This is a genomic window from Paenibacillus sp. FW104-T2, from assembly GCF_058789975.1.
Map to the genome: position 1 here is coordinate 166,909 of NZ_JBYTCE010000001.1, position 20,319 is coordinate 187,227.

18 protein-coding genes are annotated in these 20,319 nt (G+C 49.7%); 13 read left to right on the forward strand and 5 right to left on the reverse strand.

Annotated elements, in window-relative coordinates; genetic code table 11:
* Positions 1-6: 6 nt before the first annotated feature.
* Both AC3WQ3_RS00745 and AC3WQ3_RS00750 read right to left on the reverse strand, forming a co-directional pair.
* Complete coding sequence (locus AC3WQ3_RS00745) at positions 7-1,767, reverse strand: cellulase family glycosylhydrolase (protein WP_492471162.1); 1,761 nt, start codon at positions 1,765-1,767, stop codon at positions 7-9.
* A gap of 111 nt (positions 1,768-1,878) precedes the next feature.
* On the reverse strand, positions 1,879-2,343 hold the full coding sequence (locus AC3WQ3_RS00750; RefSeq protein ID WP_354480636.1) for a DUF4385 domain-containing protein: 465 nt from the start codon (positions 2,341-2,343) through the stop codon (positions 1,879-1,881).
* Positions 2,344-2,503: 160 nt separating this feature from the next.
* Here AC3WQ3_RS00750 and AC3WQ3_RS00755 point away from each other — a divergent pair, with 160 nt between their 5' ends.
* The 3 genes from AC3WQ3_RS00755 to AC3WQ3_RS00765 all read left to right on the forward strand — a co-directional run bounded on the left by AC3WQ3_RS00755 (position 2,504) and on the right by AC3WQ3_RS00765 (position 4,904).
* The gene (locus tag AC3WQ3_RS00755; protein ID WP_492471163.1) at positions 2,504-2,971 is read left to right on the forward strand and encodes a YfbM family protein; all 468 of its coding nucleotides are present in this window, start codon (positions 2,504-2,506) and stop codon (positions 2,969-2,971) included.
* Positions 2,972-3,094: 123 nt separating this feature from the next.
* On the forward strand, positions 3,095-3,220 hold the full coding sequence (locus AC3WQ3_RS00760; protein ID WP_261779986.1) for a hypothetical protein: 126 nt from the start codon (positions 3,095-3,097) through the stop codon (positions 3,218-3,220).
* A gap of 196 nt (positions 3,221-3,416) precedes the next feature.
* Entirely contained in the window at positions 3,417-4,904 is a 1,488-nt protein-coding gene (locus AC3WQ3_RS00765; protein ID WP_492471164.1) for a copper amine oxidase N-terminal domain-containing protein, read from the forward strand.
* 139 nt (positions 4,905-5,043) lie between these two features.
* Here AC3WQ3_RS00765 and AC3WQ3_RS00770 read toward each other — a convergent pair whose 3' ends face one another.
* The 3 genes from AC3WQ3_RS00770 to pdxR are packed head-to-tail and all read right to left on the reverse strand — an operon-like array spanning position 5,044 to position 7,903.
* The gene (locus AC3WQ3_RS00770; RefSeq protein WP_492471165.1) at positions 5,044-5,502 is read right to left on the reverse strand and encodes a GNAT family N-acetyltransferase; all 459 of its coding nucleotides are present in this window, start codon (positions 5,500-5,502) and stop codon (positions 5,044-5,046) included.
* A complete protein-coding gene (locus AC3WQ3_RS00775; protein ID WP_492471166.1) occupies positions 5,499-6,419 on the reverse strand; it encodes a D-alanine--D-alanine ligase in 921 nt (306 codons plus the stop codon). The genes AC3WQ3_RS00770 and AC3WQ3_RS00775 overlap by 4 nt, the downstream gene beginning before the upstream one ends.
* A 32-nt stretch (positions 6,420-6,451) precedes the next feature.
* Entirely contained in the window at positions 6,452-7,903 is a 1,452-nt protein-coding gene (gene pdxR / locus AC3WQ3_RS00780) for a MocR-like pyridoxine biosynthesis transcription factor PdxR (RefSeq protein WP_336782495.1), read from the reverse strand.
* 248 nt (positions 7,904-8,151) lie between these two features.
* On the opposite strand from pdxR, the gene AC3WQ3_RS00785 reads away from it, so the two are divergent.
* The 10 genes from AC3WQ3_RS00785 (at position 8,152) to AC3WQ3_RS00830 (ending at position 20,305) form a co-directional block, all read left to right on the forward strand.
* Positions 8,152-9,387 carry an MFS transporter gene (locus AC3WQ3_RS00785; protein ID WP_154894509.1) on the forward strand — a complete coding sequence of 412 codons (1,236 nt, stop codon included), beginning with the start codon at positions 8,152-8,154 and terminating at the stop codon, positions 9,385-9,387.
* Between the two features lie 856 nt (positions 9,388-10,243).
* Positions 10,244-10,600, forward strand: coding sequence for a nucleotide excision repair endonuclease (locus AC3WQ3_RS00790; protein WP_095360246.1), 357 nt, complete (start codon positions 10,244-10,246; stop codon positions 10,598-10,600).
* Positions 10,601-10,864: 264 nt separating this feature from the next.
* Entirely contained in the window at positions 10,865-11,614 is a 750-nt protein-coding gene (locus tag AC3WQ3_RS00795) for a Bax inhibitor-1/YccA family membrane protein (protein ID WP_154894510.1), read from the forward strand.
* 276 nt (positions 11,615-11,890) lie between these two features.
* Positions 11,891-13,105 carry an AraC family transcriptional regulator gene (locus AC3WQ3_RS00800; protein WP_492471167.1) on the forward strand — a complete coding sequence of 405 codons (1,215 nt, stop codon included), beginning with the start codon at positions 11,891-11,893 and terminating at the stop codon, positions 13,103-13,105.
* Positions 13,106-13,154: 49 nt separating this feature from the next.
* The gene (locus AC3WQ3_RS00805) at positions 13,155-14,207 is read left to right on the forward strand and encodes an ABC transporter substrate-binding protein (protein ID WP_492471168.1); all 1,053 of its coding nucleotides are present in this window, start codon (positions 13,155-13,157) and stop codon (positions 14,205-14,207) included.
* A 276-nt stretch (positions 14,208-14,483) separates the two neighbouring features.
* Positions 14,484-15,344, forward strand: a complete 861-nt coding sequence (locus tag AC3WQ3_RS00810) for an alpha/beta hydrolase (protein WP_492471169.1) — start codon at positions 14,484-14,486, stop codon at positions 15,342-15,344.
* Between the two features lie 138 nt (positions 15,345-15,482).
* Positions 15,483-16,268 carry a 2,3-dihydro-2,3-dihydroxybenzoate dehydrogenase gene (locus tag AC3WQ3_RS00815; protein WP_251642944.1) on the forward strand — a complete coding sequence of 262 codons (786 nt, stop codon included), beginning with the start codon at positions 15,483-15,485 and terminating at the stop codon, positions 16,266-16,268.
* A gap of 23 nt (positions 16,269-16,291) precedes the next feature.
* Positions 16,292-17,626 carry an isochorismate synthase DhbC gene (gene dhbC, locus AC3WQ3_RS00820; RefSeq protein ID WP_492471170.1) on the forward strand — a complete coding sequence of 445 codons (1,335 nt, stop codon included), beginning with the start codon at positions 16,292-16,294 and terminating at the stop codon, positions 17,624-17,626.
* A 5-nt stretch (positions 17,627-17,631) separates the two neighbouring features.
* Positions 17,632-19,245, forward strand: a complete 1,614-nt coding sequence (locus AC3WQ3_RS00825; RefSeq protein WP_492471171.1) for a (2,3-dihydroxybenzoyl)adenylate synthase — start codon at positions 17,632-17,634, stop codon at positions 19,243-19,245.
* 64 nt (positions 19,246-19,309) lie between these two features.
* Positions 19,310-20,305 (forward strand): isochorismatase family protein, encoded by a 996-nt coding sequence (locus AC3WQ3_RS00830; RefSeq protein WP_492471172.1) that lies wholly within the window; start codon positions 19,310-19,312, stop codon positions 20,303-20,305.
* The last annotated feature ends 14 nt before the right edge of the window (positions 20,306-20,319 follow it).

Below are 20,319 nucleotides of genomic sequence, written 5' to 3' on the forward strand. Positions count from 1 at the left end.
GGATCATCAATGAAGTGCCTTCCCTGTTATATGGTTCCCGCTTTTGAACAGCGTATAGTGAATGACCTCACCGCTCCAGAAATGGAAGGCCAGATCAATCTGCCCAATATGCAGTTCATTGAGCCATTCCGGCTGCAGAATCAGTTGATTTGTTTCATAAGAAGGTGCAAATGTAGTCAGGAATTCTTTGTAAGGAGTCCAGTTCTGCGGAGCAGTAAACTCTCCAGAGGAATAGACGGCTTCCATGGTAGCAAGCTGATCGCCATGAAAGAGCGCTGGGATGGAGAAAGCCTCTGTAGTACCGAATGCATTCTCCAGCTCGGGCTTGGCCGATACGACGAGCTTCCATGTCCAGTCTGCGCCTTGATTGAACTTCGCCGTGATGATGGCCTGTTTGCCGAGCTGGTCTCCCTTGCTAACCATACGGGATAATGCATCTGCTTGGATAACCAACGTACTCCCGCTGAATGAATAGTCTGCGTTTTGTTTCAACAGCTGCTCACCCGCATAGAGCGATACGAGTTTGGTTCCATTTAACTTGACTGTCAGCTCCGTATCCTGAATTGGGTAGCCTTGTCTCAGGTACAGCAGATCACGATCTCCAATTGCAGAACGGCCTGTCCAGCTTGCCTGAATCATCTCGAATAGAGCCGGATCGGACCACACATACGTCTCCCGGTTCAGATGCTGGCCATTGTCCCACAATATGGACGCGATCTTTTTGTCCTTCAGCTCATGCCCGATGAATTCGAAATATTTTAGCTTCTCGCCCTGTTCAATAACATCCGTATGTTTATCGAATCCCAGAAGTCCGTACTCGCCAAGAATGACCGGAATTCCCTGCGTGACGAGTGTCCTGTACATATTATTAAACGTGTTGGCCGCATCATTCTTAGTATCGGTATCAAACGTGGTGTGTCCTGCGATATTAACGCTAAATGGCCAGTAACCATAGTAATGCACGGTGGCAATCAGGTTTTTGTCTTTCAATTCAGTGATGGTATGCCTCAAACTGTTCAGCCTTGCCTGTGTCGGTAAACCCTCAAGTGTAGGCAGCAAAAGTGCACGCTCTTCGTTATTGCCGCCTGTGCTGCGAATCAGCTTCACAAACGTCGTGTTTAATTCATGCAAAAGGGCAAGCTGCCTTGGCTCATCGATATTGCTTCCTGCTCCCATATCACCCGCCTGAGTGATTCCACGATTGAAGCGCGGTTCATTCACATTTTCGAACATCAGCCTCAGTGGAGCATCCTTGAATTGATTCGCAATTTGGGTCCACACTGCTGTGTAACGAGCGAGTACCTGGTCATGATCGGTTTCCAGCTGACTGATCCAGAGATAAGAATCATGATGGAGATCCAAAACGACGTACAGATTGGCATCCAGTGCCCATTTGATCACTTCCTGGACCCGTGCCATGTAAGCAGGATCTATCCGGTAATCCGGGGCGGCACCAATATGCTGGTCCCAAGTAACGGGGATTCGTATGCTTTTGAATCCTTGAGCAGCAATGTTTCCGATTAATTCCGAAGTAACGCGTGGATTGCCCCAGTAGGTTTCATCCGGACCTACCGTATCCAATGAGTTGCCGAGGTTCCATCCGGGCTGCATCTGATCCACAACCGTTTGCAGTGGACTGAAGGCGGTCATTTCACGCTGCCTCGCAAGCTCGGATTGGGCTGCAGACGCAGGTAATGGCAGCAGGATGAACAGATACATCGCGATGCATGTCAGTGTGATGGAGATAGGGCGACTAGGTAATTTCATGAAGGCTCCTTTAGCTTGAGTGATCTCATTATGTTTTCGTCCTGTAGATCGACGTAAAGCATTATATCAAAAGGAGTATCGGGATGAGCCATGTATTTTTTACCCAAGTGCCTATTCGTTCTCCGATTCATACTTTTCCCGGTGCTGCTTCTTCATTTCAATATAATCCGGGTCAGTCTTGGCAATCTCCCACTGCGCCTTGAAGATAGCTGCAGCTTCCGCTTTCACTTTGTCATTCTGATAGGGAAGAATCGAACCGTCCTCTTTCGAATATTTGCGTCCACCTTTATGGTTCGTATATCGCCGGGCCCGTGTATATCCCATCTGCAGAAACTTGCGCGCCATATCCATGCCAACGAAATCTTCCTTTTTTTTATACTCCAAAAATAGCTCGTAGATCTTCTCCGATGATTCGGTCGCGATCTCGGGTGTTTTAAAACGCCAATAGGGCAGAATCTCGCTCTTGTAGGGTTCCACCATCAGTACGCCCTGCTCTCCCCGTCCGACGGTATATAGCTCTGGATGTTTGCGCAGATCGAGCTCTTCATAATTCAGGGTGTAATCGAATTTTTTCATCGGTGTTGTCCCTCCTTGAGATAACATGTATGGTATTGCCATGCTTGATCATGGGATTTTGTAATCGTAATATGACTTCTACCTCTTTTTACCCCGATTCTTTTGGAACATACACGGTTAATGGGGGACAGAGAAGTAAAACCATAGGAGGGATCATGATATGGGAATGTCCGGCAGATATCTGGTGGTAACCGACGAGTTGATTGAATCGATCAAGTCAGGCGAGATCAGTGTGCATGATTGTTCCGTCGACCTGGATATTGATAAAACGTGGCAGATGCTTCAGTTCACATTAACCGGTAATCTGGCGGATGGAGAGCCGCCTCTGGGATATGTGGTGCCGATGTCAGGAGAGCAATATCTGGGAAACTATTCTGATATGGACCTGTTTTTGCTCTCAAACGAACAGGTACTGGAAGCCTATATGGCTCTGGAGCAGCTGGACCCTGCTGAACTGAAGGCACGTTTTGACCTGGACCAAATGGTTACGGAAGGTGTCTACCCGGTCATGGAAGGCTGGGATGCAGAGGAGACGTTCAGGGAGATCGTTCAGACAATGAATGATGTTCAGGCTCTATATCAGGCCACTGCAGCCGCCGGGAATGGAATCGTCTTTTATATTTTCTGAAACGGTTCATAAAGATGACGCGCCTTCATGTTTGAGCTGCTTCGGTTCGGGTTATTGATAGAACAAGGCTAATGCCTTGATGATGATTATCACGAAAATCCGGTAGAAGAGAGGGATTGCGGTATGACACAGGACCAGAATGAAGAGAACAAAGCCATTCAAGACGACGAGCCGGATCAATTTGAAACCCCTGTAACGACAGAGGACAATGAACCGACTGAAGAGGTTGCCGAGGAAACCAAAGAGTAATGTACGAGGTCGTCTAAAATAAATTCTTATCCAAAGGTCGGACACATTTCCGGCCTTTTTTGGCGTTTTTACGTTCCACTGGTTTACAACATTTACCTGATGGCCTCATAATAGGAATGAACCACATTTTTCCTAAGGAGGAGATCGTATCAAAAATCGAAGGTTAGCCAAGTGGATCGCCGTACCACTCGTTTTGATGATGGTTGCGCTTACGGGATGTCAGGCTGTTGGTGGGGTGGATATTAGTAAAGCCATGGTCAACAGTACAAACGTAAAATCCGGTGAATCTAAACAGTCCATGCACATTAACATAGAGCCGGCTAAAGAATTCGCTACCGAGAAAGACAACGAAATGATTGAACTTATTAATTCCGTATCCGTGGACATTGAAAATGCCAAAGTGAAGGATGCCCAAACGGCATCGATCCAAGGTTCTGTGAGTTTCCAAGGAACTAAATTGCCTTTCCATCTATCCATGGATGAAACTCAAATGGTGATCGACCTGGACGGTGCGCAGAAGCCGCTGTACATATCACTTGAGGCTCTGGAAGGCGCGCAAACACTTCCGATGATGGACACCAAGGCTCTGGAAAAGCAGATCGAGGAGCTCTCTCCCAAATTGCTTTCTTTTGTCTTGAAGCATCTGTCCAATCCGAAAAATATCTCCGTCACACCTGTACAGGAATCGGTCAACGGTGAGTCCCTCAGCCTCTCCAAGCTTCATATGGAGATCACTGGAGAAGAGATTCTTGCCATGGTTAAACCGTTCCTGACAAGTGTTGCCAAGGATGAGCAAGGAATCAAGGATCTGATCGGCGATCTATATGAGGTGTTCTATCCACTGCTGACAGCAATCAATCAAGTGGAAGAAGTGGACACAGGAGCCATGACCTCTTTAATGCCAGAATCCAAGGAGGCAGCTGTTGCAACCATGTACCCGATGATCAAGGCAGGACTCGACGAGCTTCTGGTTAACTATGATCAAGGGTTGAACGAATTGTTGAATGAAGTGCCCGAACTGAAGACGGTATTTGGCACAGATACAACATTTAAGCTCGATTTCTATCTCGACAGTGCGCTGAACATCCGCAAGCAGAATGCTGAGTTGAAAGTGGCACTGCCCGCCTCCGAGGATCTGCCTTTGCAATCCGTGACGCTATACGCAGACAGCGAGCAGTGGAATATCGGTGGACCGGTAACCGTGGATGCGGTTGATACAACAGGTGGCGTAATCGATCTGATGAAGGAAGATATCACTCCGGGACAGATGCTGCGCAACTTTGATTCCAATTCTGTCGTGTATCAGCTGCTGAAAGACGAAGCCGGCATCACTCGGAAGAGCATTATGCTGTATCCGGAAGATGAGATCTACGGTGCCATTACAGTGAAAAACACAACATTTGTTCCTCTGCGTTACCTGTCCGAGGAATTGGATGCTGAGGTGAAATGGACCAAGGGATCGGATACCATCGTTGTTATTGACGATATTACAGGCAATGAGATTGTTCTGACTGTGGGTTCCAAGAACGCAACGGTTGCGGGTAAGGAAGTAACCATGGTTGAATCCGCCTATGTGGGCAAAAACGGTAAGACATACGTTCCACTGCGCTTCATGGCAGAGTCTCTTGGCGCAACGGTGGATAAGGAAAAAGAAACCGGCTGGATCTTTATCGATCGGCCATAAGTTATAACATCTGTACGACATCTGTATGTGCGAGAGGGGATTTCAGAGTATGCCAGATTCCTTGTAATCTCCGTCATCAGAAAGCGCCTGTTCCCAGCAAGTTGTTGGGGACAGGCGCTTTTATTAGTATGATCGAATATTAGGCAGGCTGAAGAGCCTGCGGCTTTTTGCTGAATCCAGTACTTCCGGCGGTAAAGCCCATCTGCCGATAGAACTCATGAGCTGCTTCACGGTCGGGACGGTTACCGCTGTTCAAGGAGAGCGAGTCTATGCCTTGGCTGGCGGCCCATTGCTCTGCTGCCAGAATCAGCTGACGGCCTATCCCGGTGCCTCTGAACTGGTCATGCACGATGAGTGCCAGGATGCGGCAGTGCTGACCGTTTTTCTCATACAGGTAAGAGGTCTGCATGCCAATCAGTCCGACTACACGTCCACGAACCTCGGCGACGAGCGTATTAAAATTTGCATCAGCTGCAATGTGGGCATAACGCTCCTGCATTTCAGCATACGTCGTGGGATAGCCGAGTTGGTCCATGAGAATGACCATATCCTGCAGATCTTCCGTTGAACTGCTGCGTATTGTTACATCCCGGCTCATGATAGCTGTGCCTCCTTATTTCGTTCCTTCAGCGAAAGTTCAATGATGGTATCCAGCAGCTCTGTAAAGGAAATACCTGCAGCGGCTGCACTTTTGGGCAGCAGACTGTTGCGGGTAAGACCTGGAAGCGTGTTGACTTCAAGTACATAAGGCATGCCATCACGGATGATCATATCCACGCGGGCATAGACGCTGCATTTCAGCACACGGTAACAGGCCAGAGCGGCATCTTCCACGCGCTGGTGAATGTCGGCAGGCAGCTGAATCACCTGTTCCTCGGCTCCGCCGTCATTATATTTGGAGCTATAGTCGAAGAACTCGGCGCTTGAACGAATGGAGATGATCGGGAGCATCTTGCCATCTACAATGGCACAGGTAATTTCATCCCCTGCGATATATTGTTCAATCATGACCGTGTCATCCCATTTGAGTGCAGCTTCAACCGCGGCTTGAAGAGATGAAGCCTCTTGAACAACCTGGGTGCCAATGCTGGAGCCGCCTGAGTTCGGCTTCACAACGACCGGATATGTCAACTGTTGAACCGCTGTAGATGACAGTTCTTCCAGATGGTTCACCTGCACCCACGCTCCAGTAGGTATGCCCGCATGGTGCATGAGCTGTTTGGACATGTCCTTATCCATACATACGCTGCTGGACAAGACACCGCAACCCGTATATGGAATGCCAAGCGACTCCAGGGTACCTTGAACTGTACCGTCTTCGCCGTATTTGCCATGCAGTGCGAGTAAGGCTACATCAATACCCGCTGATTTGTCGATCAGATCCCGTTTGCTGCTTAGCTCAATGGGAATGACTTCATATTTATTTCTATCCAGATGGGCAATCATCTCCTGTCCGGTGAGCAGGGAAATATCCCGCTCGGAAGATGTTCCGCCCATAATCACGCCAACCTTCATGTGTAATCCTCCCATGTTGTTATTCAGCCGTTTCAGCTCATCTGAGCCGTGGTCTCACCAATGATACGGATACCTTTGCGAATATTGTCATCGCTGACCCTGGAGAAGCCCAGGCGCATCGTATTTAACCCCTGACCTGGTTCCAGATAAAAGGTATCGCCGGGCGTGAAGGTCACACCCTTCACCTTGCAGGCAGCCAGCAATTCCCGGGTCCGGTATCCCGGGGGGAATTGTACAAATAAATGCAAACCGCCCTCGCCGGAGATCTGGCACATGGGCAGATGCTTGCGCAAACAGCGCACGACCAGTTCGTATTTCCGCTTATATTCCGTGCGGGCCCGCTTCAGATATTTCTCAAAATTGCCGTTGCTCAAGTATTGATAGAGCAGGGATTGGTCCAGTGTTGAGGTGTGAATGCTGCGGGCCCGTTTCATGCTTTCCAAATAATCAATCAGTGCTGCATCTGCAATGACCCAGCCTACCCGCAGCCCGGGAAAGAGTACCTTGGAGAAGCTGCCCAGATAGACGAGTCCATTACCCTTGCCCGCACTAGCGATGAGAGGGGAGACGTGGGAACCGGAATAACGCAGTTCCTCATTGAACCCGTCCTCGATAATGGGCACTTCGTACTGATTCATTAACCGGATAATCTCTGCACGTTTGGCAGGAGAAGTCACCGTTCCGGTTGGATTGTGATAAGAAGGTACCAAATAGGCCAGATCATACGAACTTGTGAACAGTTCATTTTCCAACTGCTGCAGATTGAGTCCGTCCGGCTCCATGTCCACGCCTGTGAGGTTGAACTCATGAAGCTTCAGATTTTTGATGGCCGTATGATGGGTAGGGTTCTCGCATAGAGCTCTGCCGCTTTGTCTGCGCAAGGCACCAAGCACCAGATCGAAGCCTTCTGTGAATCCGTTGGTAATAAGAATATCCTTGCCGGTCAGGTCAACACCCTTGTTCTCCATGTACCGGAGCAGATAGTTCATCAGAGGACGGTAGCCTTGTGCATATCCGTAGTTCAGCAGCACTTCGCCTTCGAGAGACATGCGATCAAGGAAGGCCCGTTTCACATTATGCAGATCGAACAGCTTTTCATCCGGGGCAATACTGGTAAACGAGATCTCGCCACGTTCTGCACCGGAACCATGTTTCATCAGATCATATTGTTCCGCCTGAATCGCATAGTTGCTTACGCGGCTCTTCCAATCCAGCTGCCAGCCATTGGTTGGCTCAGGCGCTTCAATCATGGGGCTGACGTAGTTGCCTTTGCCTTTGACGGCATAGATCAGACCTTCTTCTTCTAGCTCGGCATAAGCGAGCAGGACGGTGCTGCGGCTAACCTTCATCAGTGTACTGAGTTCACGGGTGGAAGGCAGCTTTTGCTTCGCTTGCAGTCCGCCTTTGAGCATCAATCGCTTCATATAATCTTTGACTTGTATATATACAGGGCGGTCCTCCGTCAGTTGCAGATCGGAATACATCCCATCACTCCCTCTGTTGGCTATCTTGCCATATTATAAACTCCACCGAAAGAACCACGATACCTCTGTTTCCATCACGAGGTGGTTGGAACCGGGAACCGATGGCTGTCGATCCGTTCAGCCGCGATTTAGTCACGTTAATTTTTTTTCAATACCACTATTTTTCATGATTTTTCTATAGTAACCTATATTTGAACATGACCCAAAATGCTTTAATTCCAATATGACGACACCGGAGGAAATCCCGCATGGCAAGAACGCTTTTCCCGAGACTTCGCGGCAACAGCCGGGGCTGTCTCGCTTTTGAACCATTTTTCTTGATTCCGTACAGCATGATGGCAACTTACGCTACGCTGTACATGTATGAGCTGGGCGTTACCGAGACCAATATTGGCTGGATTACGACGCTCGGGCTGATCGTGCAGGTACTGTCATCATTCATGAGCGGGTATTTGACCGACCGAATGGGACGCAAACGCGCCATCCTCACCTTCGACGTGCTCAGTTGGAGCGTGGCGATGCTGATCTTTGCCTTTTCCCAAAATGTCTGGTTTTTCGTTATCGCGACATTCATCAACGGACTTCAGCGAGTTCCGCATATCGCCTTTTACTGTCTGATCGTCGAGGATACGCCAAAAAAGGACCGGACTTACGTTTTCACGCTGCTTCAGATCATCGGCGTCGTCGGTGGTTTGTTCGCTCCGCTTGGCGGTCTGTTGGTCGATCATTACGGACTGGTGGACGGCACTCGGATCATGTATGTGCTGTGTTCGGTGCTCATGACCTTCCAATTCATCGGGCGGCACCTGACCACGAAGGAAACGGAAATGGGTTATCGGAAAATGAAAGAGACGAAGGAACTCGGTCTCAAAAAGAGTTTGATCGATTATAGCGGCGCGATCCGAGATCTGTTTGCCAGCCGCAGTCTGATGCTGATCTTCGTCGTTTATATCCTGTTCAACTTTCAAATGACGCTAAAAACGACCTATCTATCGCTGTATCTGGCCGACTATCTGAAAGTGGACAGCGGACTAATCTCGCTCGTTCCTGCCGTTTCCTCTATTATTATGCTGCTCGCGCTGTGGTTCATCATGCCGAAGATTCCAGCTGAAGGAGAAACGCGCTCTATGATGGCTGGTTTTGTGCTGTCGTTGCTTTCGAACGTGATGCTGGTGCTGTGGCCGACGTCGAATCTGGTCTGGATTGGTTTGAGTACCGTGCTTGCCGCCGTCGGATTGATGATCAGCTCGCCGTACCTCGAAGCGGCCGTCCAGAACGCGATCGACGACGAAAAAAGAGCGAAGGTATTCTCGATGCTTTCCGTCGTCATCCTGCTGCTTACTTCCCCGGCCGGTATCGTGGGAGGCTGGGCATACGCGCTCGATCCGCGGATTCCGATCTGGATCATTACAGCGTCTTTTGCCGCGGCGTTTGTGTTTTTGATGATTTATTTGAGTCGAGGAAGAGGAAAGGCTTACCTGTAGGGAAGCTGAGGTTCCCTCCGCGATCACCGCTCGTAAATGGACCTTTCTGAAGTAGTTTAAGGGATGCCGCTTGGTCGGCGTCTCTTTTTTTCTTTTAAATATACTGCGAACTCAAGATTCAATGAAGGTAGATAGGAGTATACGGGGGGCAGTTATCAATGGTTTAAGGCAGGGGGAAATTGCTTATGAAAAATAACGATGATCGGTTGATTACGAGGGGTTGGGATATCAATGGGACAACGTAAAAAAGCCCTGGCTTCGTGCCGGGCTGTGGGTGTAGCTTGATCCAATTCTATATAGATCTGCTGTTATGAAGTTATGACTTACTAAGATTGCATGGCATGACCATTCTTCTCTTTGCTAGGATCGATAGCTATCGGTTCTTCTACGTGGATCTCGTTGGTCCTTGCTGACTGAATTGCAGGCTATCTAATTCAAATCCACTTCTAACTTCTACATCTACTTCTTTTTCTACGTTACAATCTACAATGAATCTCTTTCTACATTTGCTTGCTGCAAGGGTCGTATTGATGATGAATCCTAAAAGCTACAGACTTGCAATACGTGCTAACTGTCCTCTTGTTGTGGTGCGCACATTACAGAATTCAGTATGAAAAAGATCATGATTCATAGGGTACAATAGACGGAAGTAGATATAAAGACATATGTCTTAGTGCCCAATTTCTTCCTCATACCCCTATAGTACCACTTTGAATCAGGGAAGTTAACCTTTTTTTTGAAATTATTGTCGTAATAGTTGAAAATAGCGTGAATTGTGCATCTTATAGGATGAAATGGTTTCCTGTAATAATGTATGATAGGATGTAAGCCTATAGATAATGAGGAAGTGAGCCCAATGATTCAGATTACCGTACCAACGCCGGATGTAACCATCACCAAGCAGGAAAACCCGCAGCTTAGCCACATCTATGGTTTCACCGATTTTCACCTGATCACGCGTGAAAAGGGTGGAATCTTCATGTTTTACAATGCCGATGGAGAGCTGTTATTTGTCGGGAAAGCAAGAAAATTGAGACCGCGGATCAAGAAGCATTTTGAGGATACCGTTTCTCCAATGAAGAATCACCGGGAAGAAGTGGCGACCATTGAGGTTTGTCTGGTGGAAGATGCCGTAGACCGTGAAATTTATGAGACCTATATCATTAATACGATGCGTGCGAAATACAATGTAGACAAAGTGTTCTATAACTAAGTCTTCTGCTGAGGTAACTACAGCAACAACTAGCATTTAAAAAAGTCTGTATCAAGCTAAAAGAGATTTTACAGCCCGGGACATATGTCCTACAGGAGTGTAACGATGGATAAGGATGTGATCGACCGATTGCATCCAAGTCTGTACTTGAACACCGAAAGATATGAATAGCAGATCACTCGAAATGTAGTAGAACATGTAGAAAGCAAAGAACGTAAAGATTGGTTTCAAAGATTGACCCAATACATAGAAGAGGTGATTGTTTTGATCGGACGCAGTGGTAACCCCACACTCAAGGACAGTACATTTGAAAATGCCGGTGGATATGGAGATGACCGGTACCAGCGTTACATGACGATTAACGGCACAGTGAACAAGTCATTCATTACGCTGGTCATCCTGCTCGGCAGTGCATTTGCGACATGGATGATGTTCTTTAACGGTCAGGAAGTGCTTCCTCTCGCCATCGGAGGTGCCATCGTCGGATTTATTCTGGCATTGATTATCTCGTTCAAACCTGTGGCAGCACCCTATCTGGTTCCCATCTATGCCATCGCGGAAGGCATGTTCCTTGGCGCACTCTCCGCAACCTACGAGTCATTGTACAACGGAATCACTTTGCAGGCTGCTTTGCTGACTATGGCAGTGTTCATTGCCCTGCTGGTCGCTTACAAAACGAGACTGATCAAAGCTACGGAGAACTTCAAGCTGGGAGTGGTAGCGGCAACTGGCGGTATTATGATCATGTATCTGCTCAGTTTCGTGCTGGGATTGTTCGGAATTACCGTTCCCTATCTGCATGACAACAGTCTGATCGGAATTGGGATTTCTATCGTAATCGTTATCGTGGCGGCACTGAATCTGGTGCTTGATTTTGACTTTATTGAGAACGGCGCTGAACAAGGTGCTCCAAAATATATGGAGTGGTACGGCGCATTTGGGCTTATGGTTACCCTGGTATGGCTGTATATCGAGATTTTACGTCTGCTCAGCAAGCTGCGGAGCCGGGATTAGGAACGAATAAAAACAATTGAGATAACAGATCAAATTCAGAGCTAACGCGTGCATCGTCACGTCGTTGGCTTTTTTTATACATATGGATGGCGAGGATCATTTGAACTGAAACGGGTGCACATATTTCCATATATGGATTGACTGAGAGGAAAAGAATATGATACTTTAATTGATAATGATTATCATTGTCGGTAAATGATGAATCAGTCAACTGACCTCAACGTACGCTGTACGCTTCATATTAAGATGATCAAACAGATCGAGAGGAGTGGCCTCATGTTACTGGAGAATGAATTGCACCGTGCTGTGCTAGCCCCCGTTATGAGTCGCAGCCCCAAGACGGACCTTGCTGAAGTAAAAGCCTATATGGACGAGCATTACAATGAAGCATTGTCTATTGCCGATCTTGCTCAGAGAGCAAATATTAGTCCGAAGTACTTTGTGGATTTATTCAAAAAAACCTACGGTCTCAGCGCAATGGAGTATCTGACAGATCTCCGCATTAACCGGGCCAAGCGTTATCTGAAGGAATCCGGATATAAACTGCGTGATATTGCGCTCAGAGTCGGATACAGCGATGAATATTATTTCAGCCGCAAATTCAAAAAGGAAGTCGGCGTTTCTCCTTCCGATTATGCCAAGAATGCCAGAAAACGCATTGCAACCTGCTCCTCCAGCGTCATCGGACAACTGCTGGCCCTCAATGTCATGCCCATTGCAGCGCCCATCGATCCGAAATGGACAGCGTATTATTATAACGCGCACCGCACGGAAATCCAGTCCCATCTTCAACTAACCGATCCTTATACCAGCTGGAGATTCGAAGCGAACGTGGAGAGGCTTGTGCACATACGGCCGGACGCCATCATTGGTACCGATCAACTCAGTGAAGAGGACCAAGCTGGACTTGCCGAGATTGCGCCTTGCTGTTTTGTACCCAAGCATCAGACCGATTGGCGTGCACAGCTGCGTATGATTGCTGCGTTCCTGGAACGGGAGGAACAGGCAGAACAGTGGATTGAACTATATAACAAGCGGGTAGAGAAAGCACGGGAATCGGTGCAGAAGGAAGTGGGATGCGAGAAGGTTGCTGTAATCCGTGTATATGGACAGCGCCTCTATCTCTATAGTAATCCGGGGATTGAGGAGGTGCTCTATGGCGCATTGCAGCTGGAGACCTTTCCCGACGCCAGTACCAATACACCGCTGACGCTGGAACAATTAAATGTATTGAATCCGGACCGGATCCTGATCATGGTATGTCCCGAGGCCGTATCGCGGGCATACTGGCTCAGTCTGCAGCACTCGCCAGTATGGAGACAGCTGAACGCTGTGCGTCAGTATCAGACGCATTTGATCACTGGCGATCCCTGGTTCGATTACTCTGCAGTAGGCGTTATGCGCATGCTGGATGAGGCATTGCTCATTTTCACGGGATATTGTCCAAATATATATCTGGATAACGTCCATGGTGATTCACGAGCGACATGACATATAATCCATCTATCTAAATGAGAATGTTTATCAAGGGGGATATATCATGCATCAGCAGGAAAAAGAGAACGGGCAGCGTTTCGCTCCAAGTAGGTGGATTAATCATCGGCTGTCAGCCTTGATTGTGCTCGTATTAATGGTTGGATTACTGGCGGCCTGTGGCTCCACATCAGAACATGAAGGAGCAGCGCAGCAGGAGCAGAAGACAGCCGAGGCCTCCACAACAGCCTCATCAGAAACGGCCGTACAGGAAGAAGAGGCAGCAGAAACTGCGGCTGGCGAACGGACTGTAAAAGACGAAATGGGACATGATGTAGTGGTTCCTGCCAAAGTGGAGCGTGTATTTGCACCTTATCTCGAGGATTCCTTGCTTACACTCGGCGTCAAGCCAGTTGCTCAATGGGCCAGCGGCACCCAAGGGCATGTTTACTTACAGGATCAGCTAAGTGACGTACCTACACTCGATTTCTCAAGTGGGCTGCCTTCGCCTGAAGCGTTGATGGCTTACAATCCTGATTTTATTATCCTGCACACGGCGAATTATGCCGAGAACGGTGTATATGAGAGTTACTCGAAGATTGCACCAACCTATGTATTTAACAATGCATCCGGTGATGTAGAGAAGTCACTGGAGGTCATTGGCGATCTGCTTGGTAAAACGGCTGAGGCAGAACAGGCCATCGAGACGTACCATGCCAAGGTAGACGCCGCGAAGGCAGAGATCGCCAAGGTAGCGGACGGCAAGAAAGCAGCCATTATCCGCTTTGCTCCCCGCGGAATCAGCATGATGGGCGGAAACTACTTCAGCGGCTATGTTGTATATGAACAGTTGGGACTTGGCAAGCCTGCGCTCGTCGAGACGGAGAACAGCGCCATTGTCTCCACCGAAGTGCTGCCCGAGATTGATGCGGATTATATTTTCACCGTGGAACAGGGGCCAGGAAGCATGAAAGAGATGACGGATACCAAAGTGTGGCAGAGCATGCCTGCCGTTAAAGCGGGAAATGTATATGCAGTCGAGCCAGCACCATGGTTGGGCGGCGGATTGATTGCCTATGGTCATGTCATTGATGATACATTGAAGGCATTGACCCAATAATAGCAATGAATTAGCTCCTTCTCGGAGTACCCCGAACCGGATTTTATTTCGGTGTTCGAGGTATCACGAGGAGGAGCTGTTGTTTTTTTGCCAAGGTAAAAATAATCAAGAAAAATATGTAAATATGGAGATAATCAAAATGAATTCTGGATATCGTCCATGGGACAGCCGAAATCACTCTTTTATAATTGGTAATGAGAATCAATCTCATATAAAACGATATGATCTACCTACACATAGCAATGTAAGTTGAACAACGAGGAGGATCCACCCGTAATGACGTTTCAGCCCAATCAATCAGTCTCAGGTGCCCTTGAGCAGATGGCACGCTGTGCTGTTCCCATTCCCCGTTCAGAACAGTGGACAATGCAATCGAGAGCGGGGAATCATGCCTATCAGATCATGGTATATCAACCTGCAGAGGCCGCCCCGCCGTCTGGATATCCTGTGATCTACCTGCTCGATGCTAACTCTGTGTTCGGCACGATGGTGGAAGCGGCCCGCATACAAGGACGAAGACCAGAGAAGACCGGAGCACTCCCGGCCATCATCGTTGGAATCGGGTACCCGACTGCCGCAGCGTTCTCGCCTCATCGGTATTACGATTTTACTCCGCAGGCCACGACGGAATATACCCACAAGTCGGATGGGACAATTCTGCCTGAGCAGGGGGGAGCGGATGCTTTTCTGCAATTCATTGAAGAGGAACTGAAGCCGGGCATGGAGCAGCAGTTCAACATAGATCGGAACAGACAGGCCATTTTTGGCCATTCACTTGGCGGGCTGTTCGTTCTGCACACCCTTTTTACCAAGCCGGACGCTTTCCGTTACTACATTGCTGGAAGCCCTTCGCTTCATTGGAACCAGAAGGTGATGCTGGCCGAGGAACAGGCGTTCATCGCAGGTCTGGAGCAGCATCCGGTCAACGTTAAGGTCTGGATTGGCATGGGCGAACAGGAGAAGAACCATCCTGCCCGCAACAATGACAAGGCATCGGCTTTAACGGAACGTCTAACTGCGCTGAAACAGCCAGGGCTCGATATCCAATATACCGAGTTCGAGGAAGAGAATCATGTCTCGGTGCTGCCGTTTCTGATCAGTCGCACGATACGTTTGGCCTGCAGTCCTGAAGCCTAGGGGCGGAGGAATAGATATTTGTTTGATTAAAGTGTGGAATAGGCCACTTTCGGATTGGCTGAGATGACATGGATGATCCAATCGAGTTTAACAATGAATCAACGTTCTACAGGCAGTAAGTCAGGGGAGGTACACAGCGTGAGCTATACAGGAATTCATGGAAAAGTAGCTCTGGTCACCGGTGCAGCACAGGGAATCGGCGAAGCGGTTGCCAGAGCTCTGGCTGAACAGGGTGCAGTTGTAGCGGCAGTAGATATTCGGGAAGAGCAGCTGGAACAGCTGGCTGTGGATCTTAATCATCAAGGCCATCAGGCGGCTGCTTATCCTGCTGACATTGCGAATCGCCAATCGGTGGACGATACCGTACAGCGAATCGAGGCGACACTTGGACCGATTGGCATTTTGATCAATGCAGCTGGTGTGCTGCATACAGGTACAGTGGCATCCCTGAGTGACGAGGAATGGACAAGAACGTTCGATGTTAATACCCACGGTGTATTTTATATGTCACGTGCGGTTGTACGAAATATGGCGAAGCGCCAATCGGGAACGGTGGTTACTGTCGGTTCGAACGCTTCGGGCGTACCTCGAATGCACATGTCGGCTTATGCAGCCTCCAAGGCAGCGTCCACCATGTTTACCAAATGTCTTGCGCTTGAATATGCGGAGCAGCATATCCGCTGCAATATTGTATCTCCAGGGTCGACGGACACCCCCATGCAGCGGGCATTATGGCAGGATGATCATGGCGGGCAGGCCGTCATTGCAGGATCACAGCAGGCGTACCGTCTCGGCATTCCTCTGAACAGGCTGGCTTTGCCATCCGATATCGCGGATGCCGTACTCTTTTTGGCGTCAGACCAGGCGAGACATATTACCATGCATGATTTGTGTGTGGATGGAGGCGCCACACTCGGCGTCTGAATCAAGATAAGGAGATGATGAATATGTCAAAAGCGGGTGCAATCGCAGCCACCTCCGCCTTACACCTTCTGGAACAATATCGAGAGGGGACATCCTTTTTCTGGTCTTCACCGCAGCACACCTTGCTCGCTCAAGGCGAGCAAATGAGGTTTCCTGTCTCCGCTGTTCAGCGGCAGGTGAAATCTGGTTTAACAGAAAACATGGATCATGCCCATGATAACCACGTGGAAGGAGTACATCTTGTTATCGAACAGGTTCGCAATATGATTCGGGAAGCGCAGCAAACGGGCCTACGGAAACCAATTGTGGTTGGAGCGATACCTTTTGATCCGGGTCAGTCCTCTGCCGAGCTGTTCATACCGGAAACGGTGCAATGGGCAGAACCTCCAAGCCATGCTGCAAACGGATCATACGAGAGGCGCCCGGCGGCGGCTGGCTGTGAGATTGAGGAAGTGCCAGGGGCCGAGACGTATCAACGAAGTGTCCATCATGTGCTGATGCAGATGGAGCGGGGAGAGCTCGACAAAGTGGTGTTATCCCGCACACTGCGTGTGGTCTCAGATGATCTCGTGGATACACATCAGCTTCTGCGTAATTTGTTCAGGGATAATGCACACGGGTATACGTTTGCGGTTCCCATAAGGAAAGTTCCCGAAACAAAAAGTACGATAACAACGACGTATCGCGACAATATTGAACTCGATCACCAAGGAACACGTACGTTTATTGGCGCAAGTCCGGAGCTGTTGGTGACTCGAAAAGGTACCATCATACGGGCGAATCCGCTGGCTGGCTCCGCTGCTCGTAGTGATGACCCTGCTGAGGATCGCCGCCGCGCAGAGGCGCTGCTGGCTTCAGCCAAAGATCGGCATGAGCATGCTGTCGTCATTGATGCAGTTGCTGCTGCACTCCGACCTCTTTGCAAACAACTGATCGTTCCGGCAGAGCCCTCCTTGATCCGGACAAGCACGATGTGGCATCTGTCTACCGAGATTCATGGAGAATTGCTGGATAGAGATATTTCGTCACTGGAGGTGGCCTTTGCCCTCCATCCGACCCCGGCTATCTGTGGAACGCCTGTATTAACGGCCAGAGAGGCCATTGGGTCACAGGAAACGTTTGATCGCGGACTGTTCACCGGCATGGTTGGCTGGTGCGACAGCGAGGGCGACGGGGAATGGGCTGTGACCATCCGCTGTGCGGAAGTGAAGGGCAATGAACTTCGATTATTCGCTGGGGCAGGCATCGTAGCGGGCTCCACACCGGAAGCGGAGCTGGCAGAGACCTCTGCCAAATTCAGAACAATGCTGCTTGCCATGGGTCTGGATTCCACCGTACCCCATTTGAAGGAGGAATAAAAAAGATGCTGCCAGGATATCAGGCTTGGCCTGAAGAGTTTGCAGAGTTTTGTCGTCAGGAAGGTTGCTGGGAGGGCATTACATTTGGAGAAATGCTCCGGCAGCGTGCGGCTGTATATGGCAATCGTACTGCCATTATTAGCGGTGGAGAGCAATTCACCTATGCAGAGCTGGACACACGAGTCGACCGATTGGCGGCAGGGTTGTATGCCATGGGAATACGGCAATATGACCGCGTTATAGTGCAGCTGCCGAACATGCCAGCTTTTGTTGAAGTGATCTTTGCCCTGTTCCGTCTGGGAGCACTGCCGGTGTTTGCCCTTCCTTTGCATCGGAAAAGTGAAATCGAGTACTTCGCCCGCTTCTCTGAGGCTGTGGCTTATCTGATCCCGGATCAGGATGGAGGATTTGATTATCGCAAACTTGCAGCAGAAGTTCAGGCAGAGGTGTCCAGCCTTAGACATATCATCGTGGCAGGAGAAGCTGGTGCATTTACTAATCTGGAGGATCTATATATTGATCCCGTTCAGCTGCAGGATGAGCAACCTGTCTCTTCGGATGTAGCCTTCCTTCAGTTGTCTGGTGGAAGCACCGGACTGTCCAAGATGATTCCACGCACCCATGATGACTATATCTACAGTCTGCGGAGAAGCGTGGAGGTCTGCGGCCTCAGTCCGGAAAGTGTATACCTGGCTGTTCTGCCTGCAGCACATAATTACCCTCTAAGTTCACCAGGAATACTAGGCACGCTCTATGCAGGAGGTACGGTTGTGCTGTCACGGGGGTCAAGCCCGGACGAAGCTTTCCCGCTCATCAAGGAGCATCAGGTGACCATCACGGCACTGGTGCCTCCGCTCGCCCTGATCTGGCTGAACGCGGCCGCTGCGAGAGGAACCAAGCTGACATCCCTGCAGGTTCTCCAGGTTGGTGGAGCCAAATTCAGTGCGGAGGTGGCTGGACGCGTCAGACCTGTCCTGGGCTGCACACTACAGCAAGTTTTTGGCATGGCCGAGGGGCTGGTGAACTACACCCGTTTGGATGATCCCGAGCACATCCTGATTAACACACAGGGCAAGCCGATGTCCCCCTACGACGAGGTAAAAATTGTGGATGACGAGGATATTGAAGTGGAGTTGGGGCAATCCGGGCATCTCCTGACCCGTGGCCCCTATACCATTCGTGGTTATTACAAGGCCGAAGAGCACAACGCAAGATCCTTCACCACAGATGGGTTCTATCGTACTGGAGATATTGCGAGCTTAACACCCGAGGGTTACCTCATTGTGGAGGGCCGGGCGAAGGATCAGATCAACCGTGGCGGAGATAAGGTGGCTGCCGAGGAAGTCGAAAACCATCTGCTGGCTCATCCGGGGGTTCATGATGCAGCACTGGTGTCCATGCCGGATGAATATTTAGGCGAGCGCTCCTGTGCGTTTATCGTGCCCAGCGGCGAGACTCCGGCTGCCGCCGAAATCAAGTCCTATCTGCGCAGTCGCGGTCTGGCGAGCTACAAAATCCCGGACCGGGTTGAGTTTGTCCAATCTTTTCCCAAGACGGGTGTCGGCAAGGTTAGCAAAAAGGCACTGCGCGAGATGCTGACGTTGAAGCAGCCCATATAACGATCTTGATGCAGGGCTACGTTAAAACGGTTTGAAATAAATAACGCTGAAAAGAGGGATATGGATGGCACTTCCAGTGATTAAGTCATATGCAATGCCTGCAGAGTCGGAGCTTCCGGTCAATAAGGTAGCGTGGACGCCGGATGCGAAGCGTGCAGTACTACTCATTCACGATATGCAGCAATATTTCGTGGATGCTTTTACGGCTGGTGCATCACCTGTGGTGGAGCTGATTGATCATATTGGACAACTTCGTGCAAAGTGTCATGAACTGGGCATACCTGTGGTGTATTCCGCCCAGCCGGGTGGACAGACACCGGAGCAGCGGGGACTGCAGCTGGACTTCTGGGGAGCGGGCATTAATGGGGGACCTACGCAAAAGCAAATCATTGAACCACTGACACCTGCTCCTCAGGATACGTTTATGACCAAATGGCGATACAGCGCCTTCCAGAAGACGGAACTGCATGAATTGATGCAGGAGCAGGGGCGGGATCAGCTGATCGTATGCGGCATCTATGCTCATATTGGTTGTCTGATGACCTCCTGTGAGGCATTTATGAAGGATATTCAGGCCTTCCTGGTTGCCGACGCGGTAGCTGATTTTTCAGCCGAGAAGCACCGTATGGCACTTACCTATGCGTCGGAGCGCTGCGCAGTGACGCTAACCACCGAGCGATTGCTTGAATCGCTCGATGCCTCTGCTAAAGGAAGCGATTCGATCGGGGCAAGCTTCCCGGAGGCAAGATCACATACTGCTGCAGCGATGGAGTCTTCTGAGACGAGTACTGGTAGCGGTGCTCAGGTGAGACTGGACGCGCTGCGAGTACAGGTGGCTGAATTGCTGCAGGAGCAGCCATCCCTGATCGGGGAGCATGATGACCTCATTGAGATCTGGGGGCTCGATTCTATTCGTATTATGAGCCTGGCGGAGCGTTTTCGAGTGGAAGGAGCAGAGGTAACCTTTGTCGATCTGGCCGAGCAGCCAACGCTAGCCTCGTGGGTGGTGCTGTTGAGTGCACAGCCTCATCGGGTCATGCCGAACGGAGATTACTTTTGAGCGGGGCGGTGAAC

Excerpts from the sequence above, each read along its gene's own strand:
- AC3WQ3_RS00745 (WP_492471162.1), bottom strand. The coding sequence starts at position 1,767 with ATGAAATTACCTAGTCGCCCTATCTCCATCACACTGACATGCATCGCG.
- AC3WQ3_RS00750 (WP_354480636.1), bottom strand. The coding sequence starts at position 2,343 with ATGAAAAAATTCGATTACACCCTGAATTATGAAGAGCTCGATCTGCGC.
- AC3WQ3_RS00755 (WP_492471163.1), top strand. The coding sequence starts at position 2,504 with ATGGGAATGTCCGGCAGATATCTGGTGGTAACCGACGAGTTGATTGAA.
- AC3WQ3_RS00760 (WP_261779986.1), top strand. The coding sequence starts at position 3,095 with ATGACACAGGACCAGAATGAAGAGAACAAAGCCATTCAAGACGACGAG.
- AC3WQ3_RS00765 (WP_492471164.1), top strand. The coding sequence starts at position 3,417 with ATGATGGTTGCGCTTACGGGATGTCAGGCTGTTGGTGGGGTGGATATT.
- AC3WQ3_RS00770 (WP_492471165.1), bottom strand. The coding sequence starts at position 5,502 with ATGAGCCGGGATGTAACAATACGCAGCAGTTCAACGGAAGATCTGCAG.
- AC3WQ3_RS00775 (WP_492471166.1), bottom strand. The coding sequence starts at position 6,419 with ATGAAGGTTGGCGTGATTATGGGCGGAACATCTTCCGAGCGGGATATT.
- pdxR (WP_336782495.1), bottom strand. The coding sequence starts at position 7,903 with ATGTATTCCGATCTGCAACTGACGGAGGACCGCCCTGTATATATACAA.
- AC3WQ3_RS00785 (WP_154894509.1), top strand. The coding sequence starts at position 8,152 with ATGGCAAGAACGCTTTTCCCGAGACTTCGCGGCAACAGCCGGGGCTGT.
- AC3WQ3_RS00790 (WP_095360246.1), top strand. The coding sequence starts at position 10,244 with ATGATTCAGATTACCGTACCAACGCCGGATGTAACCATCACCAAGCAG.
- AC3WQ3_RS00800 (WP_492471167.1), top strand. The coding sequence starts at position 11,891 with ATGTTACTGGAGAATGAATTGCACCGTGCTGTGCTAGCCCCCGTTATG.
- AC3WQ3_RS00805 (WP_492471168.1), top strand. The coding sequence starts at position 13,155 with ATGCATCAGCAGGAAAAAGAGAACGGGCAGCGTTTCGCTCCAAGTAGG.
- AC3WQ3_RS00810 (WP_492471169.1), top strand. The coding sequence starts at position 14,484 with ATGACGTTTCAGCCCAATCAATCAGTCTCAGGTGCCCTTGAGCAGATG.
- dhbC (WP_492471170.1), top strand. The coding sequence starts at position 16,292 with ATGTCAAAAGCGGGTGCAATCGCAGCCACCTCCGCCTTACACCTTCTG.
- AC3WQ3_RS00825 (WP_492471171.1), top strand. The coding sequence starts at position 17,632 with ATGCTGCCAGGATATCAGGCTTGGCCTGAAGAGTTTGCAGAGTTTTGT.
- AC3WQ3_RS00830 (WP_492471172.1), top strand. The coding sequence starts at position 19,310 with ATGGCACTTCCAGTGATTAAGTCATATGCAATGCCTGCAGAGTCGGAG.